This is a genomic window from Bradyrhizobium sp. UFLA05-112 (assembly GCF_053572325.1).
This window is the reverse complement of the sequence record NZ_JBANBK010000032.1, coordinates 76,209-86,571: the sequence shown is the minus strand read 5'-3', so window position 1 is coordinate 86,571 and position 10,363 is coordinate 76,209. Positions and strand designations below refer to the sequence as shown.

The 10,363-nt window shown below is 59.0% G+C and carries 8 protein-coding genes; 6 read left to right on the top strand and 2 right to left on the bottom strand.

The annotated features are described in order from the left end of the window. Positions 1–955 (bottom strand): glycosyltransferase family 2 protein (locus tag SO180_RS20045; protein ID WP_449380565.1); only part of this gene is annotated, 955 nt, incomplete at its 3' end. A gap of 109 nt (positions 956–1,064) precedes the next feature. Between SO180_RS20045 and SO180_RS20040 the strand changes: the two genes are divergently transcribed. Further along, the gene (locus tag SO180_RS20040; RefSeq protein ID WP_449380564.1) at positions 1,065–2,264 is read left to right on the top strand and encodes a glycosyltransferase; all 1,200 of its coding nucleotides are present in this window, start codon (positions 1,065–1,067) and stop codon (positions 2,262–2,264) included. Here the strand turns inward: SO180_RS20040 and SO180_RS20035 are convergent. Next, a complete protein-coding gene (locus SO180_RS20035) occupies positions 2,253–3,251 on the bottom strand; it encodes a glycosyltransferase family 2 protein (RefSeq protein ID WP_449380563.1) in 999 nt (332 codons plus the stop codon). The two genes, SO180_RS20040 and SO180_RS20035, sit on opposite strands and share 12 nt — an antisense overlap. A 256-nt stretch (positions 3,252–3,507) precedes the next feature. On the opposite strand from SO180_RS20035, the gene SO180_RS20030 reads away from it, so the two are divergent. The 5 genes from SO180_RS20030 to SO180_RS20010 all read left to right on the top strand — a co-directional run bounded on the left by SO180_RS20030 (position 3,508) and on the right by SO180_RS20010 (position 10,317). After that, a complete protein-coding gene (locus SO180_RS20030) occupies positions 3,508–3,894 on the top strand; it encodes a hypothetical protein (RefSeq protein WP_449380562.1) in 387 nt (128 codons plus the stop codon). 347 nt (positions 3,895–4,241) lie between these two features. Beyond that, entirely contained in the window at positions 4,242–5,225 is a 984-nt protein-coding gene (gene galE, locus SO180_RS20025) for a UDP-glucose 4-epimerase GalE (RefSeq protein ID WP_449380561.1), read from the top strand. Between the two features lie 57 nt (positions 5,226–5,282). Beyond that, a complete protein-coding gene (locus SO180_RS20020) occupies positions 5,283–6,401 on the top strand; it encodes a glycosyltransferase family 2 protein (RefSeq protein ID WP_449380560.1) in 1,119 nt (372 codons plus the stop codon). Further along, a complete protein-coding gene (locus tag SO180_RS20015; protein WP_449380559.1) occupies positions 6,398–9,325 on the top strand; it encodes a trifunctional glycosyltransferase/class I SAM-dependent methyltransferase/polysaccharide deacetylase in 2,928 nt (975 codons plus the stop codon). The genes SO180_RS20020 and SO180_RS20015 overlap by 4 nt, the downstream gene beginning before the upstream one ends. After that, positions 9,322–10,317 carry a glycosyltransferase family 2 protein gene (locus SO180_RS20010; RefSeq protein ID WP_449380558.1) on the top strand — a complete coding sequence of 332 codons (996 nt, stop codon included), beginning with the start codon at positions 9,322–9,324 and terminating at the stop codon, positions 10,315–10,317. The genes SO180_RS20015 and SO180_RS20010 overlap by 4 nt, the downstream gene beginning before the upstream one ends. Positions 10,318–10,363 lie beyond the last annotated feature (46 nt).

Below are 10,363 nucleotides of genomic sequence, written 5' to 3'. Positions count from 1 at the left end.
GCCAGGAGGGGCTCAGGAACAACGCGGAGAACCAGACGATATGAGAGGCGGCGGCGCGCCACTGGGTCGTCCTGGTCAGGGCAAGCCATATTCCACGGCGCACGAGCGAACTCGAGGAGTCCGCATCCTGGCCAACATACCTCAGTCCCAATTTGCGCGACGCGAGGCGATAGTTGACGAAGACGATCTCGTTGTCGATCGGCCGTGCAGCTTGCACGTGCATCGACTTCCTGTCGCAATGCGCCTTCAGGATATCGAACTCGGCGACACGGAACCCGATCTGCCTGGGGAAATCGGGAAAGCGCTGCGCGCGGCCCTTCGCGTCATTCCGGCTGATATTTCTGCCATGAAGCCGATATTGCCCCAGGGTTTCCTGCACCGTGACCACGTTCCCGTAGAGAGGCGCGATCGTATTGAGAGCCCCATCGTATCCAACAGGTGGATTGAGAGGGATGACCTGGCGAAGAAACTCTCGGGAATACGCGTTTCCCGACATGACCGGCCAGGTGTATGTTCCCCACCGGATAAATTCTGCGTGCACGTCGTCTGGCGCGTAGGACTTGGGAAACGCACAAAACGAGCGTCCAAGTTGCTTGCCGGCGCCATCGATGATTTCCAGATTGAATTGAACCTTCGAAACACCCTCGCGCCAGCGCGCAGCGACGTGTTCCACCGCCGTCGACAGCAGGATGTCATCCGCATCGAGGAAGAGCAGCACGTCGCCTGTCGCTTCGCGATAACCAACCTCGAATGCTGCGATGTTGCCTTGATTAGCCTGAAATATGGCTCGAATCCTGTCGCCATAGCCGGCGATAATCTGACGGGAACCGTCGATCGAGCCGTCGTCGACGACAACAATTTCATCCGCTGGACGCGTTTGATTCAATGCGCTGTCGATCGCCAATCCGACATATCGTTCGTAATTGTAGACCGTTATGACGATGCTGATCTTCAACGTGTGTCGCTCACGAAGTTCGCGGATGTCACGAGAGGCTATCAATCCATGTCTTGATGAGCCAGAAGTAATTTCACGGTCCGCAAAGCATGGTCGGTAAGGCAATCGCATGAAAATTTCTCTGATCGATCCCTCACTGTTTACGTGGCCGTATGATCTCAAATTAGCCAAAGGATTGACCGATATTGGGCATGCAGCCAGCATTGTCGGCCGCCAGCTTGGACAGAAGCCCTCCGTGGATGAGGAACTGTTTCTTGACCGGCATTTTTATCCGGGATTGCAATCGCGTTTTTTCAAGAGACTTCCGCGCAGCGTGCAACTGGGGTTGAAGGGCCTCAGTCACGCGGAATCAATGACACGGCTAATCAGGCGCTTCAGGAGAAGGCCGCCTGACGTGATCCATTTCCAGTGGGCGCCGCTGGCAATCGTTGACAGCCAGTTCATCCCCAAGTTCAGGAGGGTCGCGCCAACGGTCTTGACCGTTCACGATTCGAATCCGTTCAACAACAATCCGAGCTCGCGGATACAGCGAATTGGCGCGCTCGGGATTCTGCATTGTTTCGACCATCTCATCGTTCATACGACCGTTGCACGCGATCGCCTGCTGCGCGTCGGTATCCCGGACGAGAAGATATCCGTTATCGCGCACGGATTGCTCACGGATCATATCGCCAGACGGGCCGACGAGTCTTCGGCAGCGGGCGGGCGCGTTCAAATACTCCTGTTCGGCAAGATAAAGCCCTACAAGGGCGTCGACGTCATGCTCCGCGCGCTTGCGCTGCTTCCCCGCGAGGTCAGGGTGCATTGCGTGGTGAAGGTCGTAGGCTGGCCAGAAATGCCGATGGAGCCGCTGTTTGCGATGGTGAAGGACCTGGAGCTCGAAGACCATGTCGAGTTCGACCTGCGTTTTGTCCCGGAAGATGAAGTGACCTCCCTGGTCGCGCGCGCTGACATCCTGGCTTTTCCGTACCGGGACATCGACGCATCGGGTGTGCTGATGCTGGCGATTGCGGCGGGACGTCCGATTGTGGCGTCGAACCTTGGAACGTTTTCGGAATGGCTGAGCGATCAGGCAGAGGGAACGCTCGTTCCTCCAGATGATCCGGCGGCATTGTCCCGATCGCTCGAACGCTTGATTCGCGACCCTGATTATCGAAACTCCAAGGGTCAAGGAATGCTGGATCTGCGCGACTCCGTGCCGACGTGGACCTCGATTGCCCGCCTGACCGAAGTCGCCTATGCGAAAGCGGGCCGGCGTGTGGGGGGCGCGCCGGCCAGCGTTAAGGTTCTGCAGGATTTACGAAACTGAAGGCGTCATCTGCCAGGTGGTCTGGCGGATCGACAGGATGCCCCAGAAAAAGCCAAGTGCCCACGCGAAGTGCATCACGACAGCGGCCGGCAGCGCAAGCAGCCCGCAGATTGAGCGATGCTTTGCTGCAATCATCATTGCGGTCAGCGCCAGAATTGCCAGATAGGCCGCTGGCAATGCCAACAGCACCGGCATCACCGGAGACAGCGCGATGGCGCAAAACGTCAATGCAACATGAGTGGGCACCAGGAACTGGCGCAGTCGCAACGATCCGGGATGCCGTCTCACGGTCCTCGATCGACCGCGACCGTAGTTGAAGTACTGCTTCGCCAGGCTCAGAAAACCCGACCTCGGCCGATATGAAAGGCGGATGTCCGAATCGAGAAATATCCGGCCGCCGATTGCACGCAGTCTGCAATCAAACTCTGCATCTTCATTATGAGTGAAGGTTTCATCGTAACCGCCGGCCCTGCGGAACGCATCGATGGTCATCGCCGCATGATGTCCGTGGTCGACAAAGCCGCTTTGCTTTCCGCCGCGATGCGCCGATCCGCCCGATCCGACCTTTGTGTCTGAGACCCAGGCGACGGCCTTTTGCAGGCAGCTGTCACCACGCGAGTCCATGGGGACCACGACCGAATCGGCCTGGCGCTCGTCCAAGGTCTCGATGAGACTCGAAACATAATCCGCCGGATATTCGCAATGAGCGTCACACCGCACCAGCACCTGCGCCGCAGTTCCATAACCCCGTACGGCCAGATTGACGCCGGCACTCTGCAGCCGCTGGGGATTGCGCAACAGATGGACGTCGTCGATCTCCTTGGCGAGCAAGCGAACAATGTCAGGCGTCCCATCGGTGCTGCCGCCATCTGCAACCACTATTGTGCGATCTTCGTGCAGACTGTCCCGAGCCAGGTTGCGGACAACGGTCTCGATGTGCGAAGCCTCGTTCAAAGCGGGTATGACGATCAGGATTTTTCTGGACACGGTTTAGCTGCCACTTGCCGTTGTTGTGTTCGACCCATTGGCGGGCGCGGGAATGTTATTCAATGCACGCCAAGGACGAGCGGACGGTCAGCCAGAAGAATGGCCAACTCGTGACCTCCCGGCTTGGCCTCCTCGTGCCGCCGCAACTAAGTGAGTGTGCTCACCGATCGTGCCTTAAAAGGGCGATCTATTTGCGAGGATAGTTTGTCCGGCCGATCGCTGGAAGATTGGAAGCGAACACGAATTGGAGTGGTATGTGAGAGTTATTGTTGTCGTCCTCGCTTGGCTGCTTGCCGTGTGTCGTCCCGCATCGGCTGATCCGATGACGCTGGATTTTTCATGGCGCGGTGCGCACGGTTGCGTCACTTTGTTCCCAAATCCCGAGATTCATCTGCGCAATGTTCCCGCGGGTTCCACCTCGATATCGCTAACGTTGAGGCAAGGCGCTCGAGAAATGGGAGGCCAGGACGTTCCGGTTCCGAGCAACGGTATTTTGCCATTTGGCACGATCCACACTTTCGGTCCGTGCAATCCTGGCCTGTATGAATGGACTGCCTTGGCGAAATCACCGACAGGGCAGGTTCTTTCGGAAGCGCATCAAGCGCAATTCTATCCCGCGGACGAAACCACAGCGGGGCAATAGTTACGCAGCGATGTCGCAAGGCGAGTATGGCAGCACTCGCGGCCGCCGTGTGAGGTCGGAAAGTTCGTCGGTTTGTTGAGGTAGTTGCTGACTCAGTCGCTGCATCTCGCAGCGAGAGTTTCGGGCCTTTGCAACTGTCCGTTCCACGGTACGAATGCGGCCACAATCCATTTGGATAAGAATTGATTGGAATTTGGCAGATCGGGGAGATCAACAACAAGGTTGTGCTTCGTGACAGGGAGTTGAGTGTTGTTGGCGCGAAGGCAGATGCGCGACGATGTCGCCGATCCTACAAATCTCGGTAATTCCGCGCTTGCGATCGATGCCCAGCGGGCGGACGCAACGAGATGAAGAAGACCGTTCTTGTCACCGGCGGTGCCGGCTACGTCGGCTCGCATTGTTGCAAAGCGTTTGCGATGGCCGGCTGGAACGTCGTGACGCTGGACAATCTTTCCCGGGGCTGGCGCGATGCCGTCCGCTGGGGACCGCTGATCGAATGCGACATTCGCAATTCATCCGGCGTGCGCGCGACGCTGGAAACCCACAGGCCGGACCTCGTCGCGCATTTTGCTGCGCTGTCTTATGTCGGCGAGTCCGTGGCCGATCCCGCCATCTATTACGACAACAACACGAGAGGAACACTTGCGCTCCTTGAGGCGATGCGAGCGGCCGGCTGCTCGCGCGTCCTCTTTTCCAGCACGTGTGCCAGTTACGGAATTCCAAATCGCATCCCGATAGACGAAACGCATCCGCAAGCGCCAATCAATCCCTATGGATGGTCCAAGATGATCATCGAGCGCATGCTGGAGGACTTTGGTCGCGCGTACGGGATGTCGTCGGCTTCCCTGCGCTACTTCAACGCTGCGGGTTGCGATCCGGACGGCGAGATCGGCGAGCGCCACGAACCGGAGACGCATGCCATTCCGCTTGCGATTGAAGCCGTGCGCCGACCCGATCGACCTTTCACCATTTTGGGAACGGACTTTCCGACGCCGGACGGCAGCGCGATCAGGGACTATATCCACGTCAGTGACCTGGCGCAGGCCCACCTTCTCGCAGGCAATATGCTGGCAGCTCGTGGCGGTACTCACGTCTTCAATCTCGGTACGGGGATCGGCACGAGCGTGCTTGAACTGCTACAGGCCGTGAAGCGTGTCTCCGGAAACGATCCGATCGTCCGCCGCGGCCCGCGCCGTCCGGGAGATCCGCCCACGCTTGTCGCCTCCTTTGCCAAAGTCGAGCAGGAGCTCGGTTGGAGGCCACGGCAATCCCAGATCGATTTCATTATCGAAACTGCGCTCAGGTGGAGCGATAGCAACCCGCCGGCATGACGTCGCACGAAGATGACCGATAGCCCATTCATTGCAGGCATTGGATTGGGAAGGGGCGTGACGCATGTCTCCGTGGCGTCGGCTTCTGCTGTTGCGGAAACGCCATTGAGCGAAGGCATGACGGTATTTTGGCGTGCCAATCAGCCGATTGGTCATGTTCTGATGCATGAAGGCCGGGTGACGGACTCCAGGATCGAGCATATTGACGATGCGCTTATCTCAGCGGTCGACTCCAAGGTGCGAACGCCGACGAAGGCGCGGCTCTCGGCAAGCGTGGTGATCTGCACGCGGGACCGTCCGGACGAGCTGAGCAGATGCTTGCTGTCGCTGCCTCAACAGACCCATCCTCCGCGAGAGATTATTGTGGTGGACAATGCGTCGCGCGATCAGCGGACGCGGGATGTGGCGTTGGCCGCGGGAGTGACCTACGTTCGCGAGGATAGACCCGGTCTGGATATTGCGCGTAATGCCGGCGCGCTCCGGGCAACCGGAGATATCGTCGCCTATACGGACGACGATGTGTTGCTTCACCCGGGTTGGCTGGAGCAACTAACGTGCGCGTTTGACTCTCCCCAGATCGGGGCGGTGACGGGACTGGTGCTTCCGGCGGAGCTTGCAACCGAGGCGCAACGGCACTTCGAGACGTATTGGGGATTTGGCAAGGGCTACTGCGAACAGGATTACGACGGCACAGTCTTCCGATCGCATAGCGACCGAGTTCTTCCGGCATGGGACATTGGCGCTGGAGCGAGCATGGCGTTCAGGCGCGATGTGTTTCAAACCGTCGGACTTTTCGACGAGCGACTGGACGTCGGTCAGGCGGGCTGCTCGGGTGACTCGGAATACTGGTATCGATTGCTCGCGGGTGGCTACACCTGTCGTTACACTCCGGCGTCGGTCGCATTCCATTTTCACCGTAGGACGATGGATGGCCTGGCCAGCCAGATCTATCACTACATGCGTGGTCATGCGGCGGCACTTTTGGTGCAGTATGAGCGAACGGGGATCTCGGCTAATCGGCGTCTGGCCTACTATCAAAAACCTCGCTGGTACCTGTATCGACTGCTCCGGAAAGTCATGGAGGGAGACAGCGTTCGCGACCGCTTCCTGAAGGAGGAGGTGACGGGATATCTCGCCGGATTGCTGTTCTATCATCGCCGAAGGTTTCGAAGATGACGGCCTATCCGTGTACGTCCGTCGTGATTGCAGCCCGCAATGCCGAAGCGACCATTGCTGAAACGCTTGACAGCCTGCTCGCGCAGAGCTTCCCCGACTGGGAGGCTCTCGTCGTGGATGACGGATCGAATGATGGCACGGCCGCGATCATTGCCGAACATGCGGTACGCGATTCTCGCGTTCGCGTTCTGAAGTCTGACGGAGCAGGCGCATCGAGCGCCCGCAACAGGGGAATTTCAAGCGCGCGCGGCGAACGAATACTGTTCCTGGATAGTGACGACTGGATTGATCGATCCTTCCTTGCCCGGATGAATGCTGCGCTGGATCTCGATCACTCGGCGGTGGCCGCCTATTGCAACAGTTGCCGGGTCATGCCTGACGGCAGTGAGACACCCGTTCGCAGCGATCCGACCATCCAGGACGGTGCGTTTGAGCGTTTCGCTCGCACGTGTGCCACGTTCATCCATGCCGTGCTCGTCTTAAAAAGCAATGTCGAAAAGGTCGGCGGCTTTGAGGCAAGCCTCCGCTCGTGCGAAGACTGGGACCTGTGGCAACGGATCGCGCGTTGCGGCGGCAGGTGGATCCATGTCGATGAGAAATTGAGCTATTACCGGACGAGCGACCGTTCGCTGACGCAGGACGTCAAACGTATGCTGGCCGACGCGCGGGTGGTCATTGCGCGCGGATTCTCGAATGATGATCGCGTGAAAGAGCCGGCACCCGCACATCGAGCGGGAGCATCAACTGCATATGGCAGCGCTGCCGCGGCGTACGCGCATTTCGCGCTTTGGTGTGCTGGATTTGATTGCGGCCGCAGGAATGCCTTCGATATTTCGCTGGAACTGCTCAGCCACATTCCGAAGACCGAGACGTCGGCAGACGAAATCACGGCTGTCCTGCTCGATGCCGTCATGGTCGGTGCGAGAACGGTGCCTGCCAAGCTGGCGGACCGGTGGCCGCAATACGGGGAGAGCTTAACCGGTCTCATCTCTGCAATCGGTCGTGCATGGAATGACCCGGCGGCTGGGCGAAAGTGCCAATACAGAATCGAGCGGAAAGTGCTCGACTATGACGACGTTTCGGCGCCCAGGGTCCTCACATTGACGCTCGGTACGCGCGTCGACCTTCGTCATGTCAGCACCATCAGGCCGGTCGGGACCATTGATCGATTGTACGTCTATCTCTGCGACGGCTCTCGCATCCTGACGCTGGTCGATATTGGCGCCCTCGGCACTGTCGGCGGCCGTTTCTGGATCAAGCTGGCTGCCGATGGCCTCGTTCATTTCCAGGTCAAAGACCACATCGGAAGCCTGGTTCAGGCAAAAATCGCACTCCACAAGCGAACCGGACGGGTTCGATCTCTGTTGCGCGATGGCCGAGATACGCACCAAGCGCGGCTGCGTGAGTTGAACTTGCGGGCTTCACGCCAAGCGCGGCCGCTCATCATTTCAGGCATCCCCGATGCCAGCAGCCGGATGCGCGCCGAGAAGTCTCAGGCAACCGTACGCAGGCAATATTGGGAAGACCTCTTCAAGCAGGAAGACCCCTGGAACTACGGTTCGCCGTATGAACAGGAAAAGTACAACCGGCAGCTCGAGCTCCTTCCAGACCGGCCGATGGATCGTGCTCTTGAGCTTGCGTGCGCGGAAGGTCATTTCACGCAGCAATTGGCTCCCAGGGTCAAGCGTCTCCAGGCCGCCGATATTTCGACCAAAGCGCTCGATCGCGCCCGTGCCCGATGCAATGGACATCCGAACATTGAGTTCTCTCAACTGGACTTGTCCGCCGATCCACTCCCGCAGGACATCGAGCTGATCATCTGCTCCGAGGTCCTTTACTACCTTAATGACGAGGCGGAACTAGAATCGGTCGCGAGGCGATTGGCGCAGGCGCTGCGTCCTGGCGGTTACCTCGTGGCGGCCCATGCCTTTGTGCTGAAGGACAACATGGCCCGAACGGGGCTCGACTGGGATAGTCCGTATGGAGCGGAGACGATTACGCGGATTATCGGGGGCGTGCCCGGACTTGCGCTGGAGGCCTCGATCGAGACGGAGCTGTACCGCATCGATCGGTTCAGGCGTTTACTCCCGGGCGAATCCATCCCTGAAACACAGGTAAGAGCTGCGGCCGTCAACGCGCCGATCGATGTCGAGGTTGCGCGGTCCATCGTGTGGGGTGGTGCCGTCGCGCGCAGGTTCGACGTCGCGCAATCCGAAAGACGCACGCACGCCCCGGTCCTGATGTACCACAGAATTGCGTTTGAGGGACCAGGTGAACTGGCGCGGTATCGCCTGTCTCCCGATGCGTTCCGGCAACAGATGCTGTGGCTTCGCCGCAATGGCTACCACACGATCAATTCGGACCAGCTCGCTTGGTTCGTGGCCAACAATCATCCGTTCGTCGGCAGGCCGGTGCTGATCACCTTCGACGACGGGTACGCGGATTTTGCCGAGCATGCATGGCCGATCCTGCAGGCAAACGATTTCACGGCAGAGGTGTTCGTTGCGACCGACTTCGTGGGAAAGCGGGCGGAGTGGGATGCACCGTTTGGAGAGCCCGCTTCGCTGCTGGATGCGGCGAGGATTGCCGGGCTTGCCGCCGAGGGCGTGGCCTTTGGCAGCCATTTGGCGAGCCACCCGCGGAGCGAGGAGCTTGCGACCTGGAATCTCGCCGAGGAACTGACGCGATCTCGTGCACAGTTGGAGCAATGGCTTGGGCGCCCCATAACGTCGCTTGCTGCTCCTTTTGGCTCCACTGATCAGCGGCTTGGATTTCTCGCAGCCGAATGTGGTTACAGGACCCTGTTCAATACGGTGAGCCGGGCCGCCACACTGAAGGACAATTTATTAGACCTGCCGCGAATTGAGGTCAGAGGCGATTCTACGCTGGACAAATTCGCGTGCGACCTGGAGCAATATCAATGAGCATCGGTGCGCTCCTGGTCAGTGTGGTTATCCCCGCCTTCAATGCCGGTGCAACGATCGACGAGACGCTTCGGAGCGTCAGATCCCAGTCGCACCGGGAGCTGGAAATCATTGTCGTGGACGACGGCTCCACGGATGACACGGTTGCGGTCGTCCAGCGACATCTGGATCTGGATTCTCGAATAGTAATCATAGAACAGCGTAATGCAGGAGTAGCGGCAGCCCGGAATGCCGGCTGGCAGGCGGCGCGCGCGGACTTCGTCGCGTTCATTGATGCCGATGATCTCTGGACGCCCCGCAAGATCGAGCAGCAGCTTCAGGTCTTGCTTGATGCGGGAAAAAGGACTGGTCTAGTGTACAGCTGGTATGATTGGATCGACGTCGACAGTCGCGTGAGCGCCAGATCCGATCCGGTGTTTCATGCGGGCGAGGTGCTGGACTATCTCTGTCAGGGAAATTTCATCGGCAACGGGAGCTCGGCGCTGGTTCGCCGGGAAGCGCTCATAGCCGCGCGAGGTTTCGAGAGCGGACTCAGGGCATCGGGTGCCGAAGGCTGCGAAGATCTGCTGTTCTATTGCCGCGTCGCGGAGTCGTACCACTTCGCGGTCGTGCCCGAGTACCAGATTGGCTATCGCTATCTCCCGAACAACATGTCGAGCAACATGACCCGGATGTTCCGGTCATGGATGCTGGTCGCGGATGAGATCATGACGCGGCATCCCGGGCGCACGGCGCTACTCGATCAGGGCTTCAGAAACTATGCGCGTTGGCTGCTTCGGAGAGCTCTGACGGGCGGTCAGTTGTGGTACTTCGTTTCAATCCTTGGGCTCCTGTGCAGACGGAATCCCATGCTGGCGCTCAGGGTTTTCGTGCACGATGTGCCACGAGATACCGTCTCGGAGATACGGTGGAAATGGCGCCATCAGCGTCACAGAGCGGTTCGACATCCCCTGTCGTCGTTTGCGATCGGAGATCCAAATCAAACGCTATGACAGAGAACGCAGACAATACGAGAAGATCGAGAGCTGCGCGCAGCGC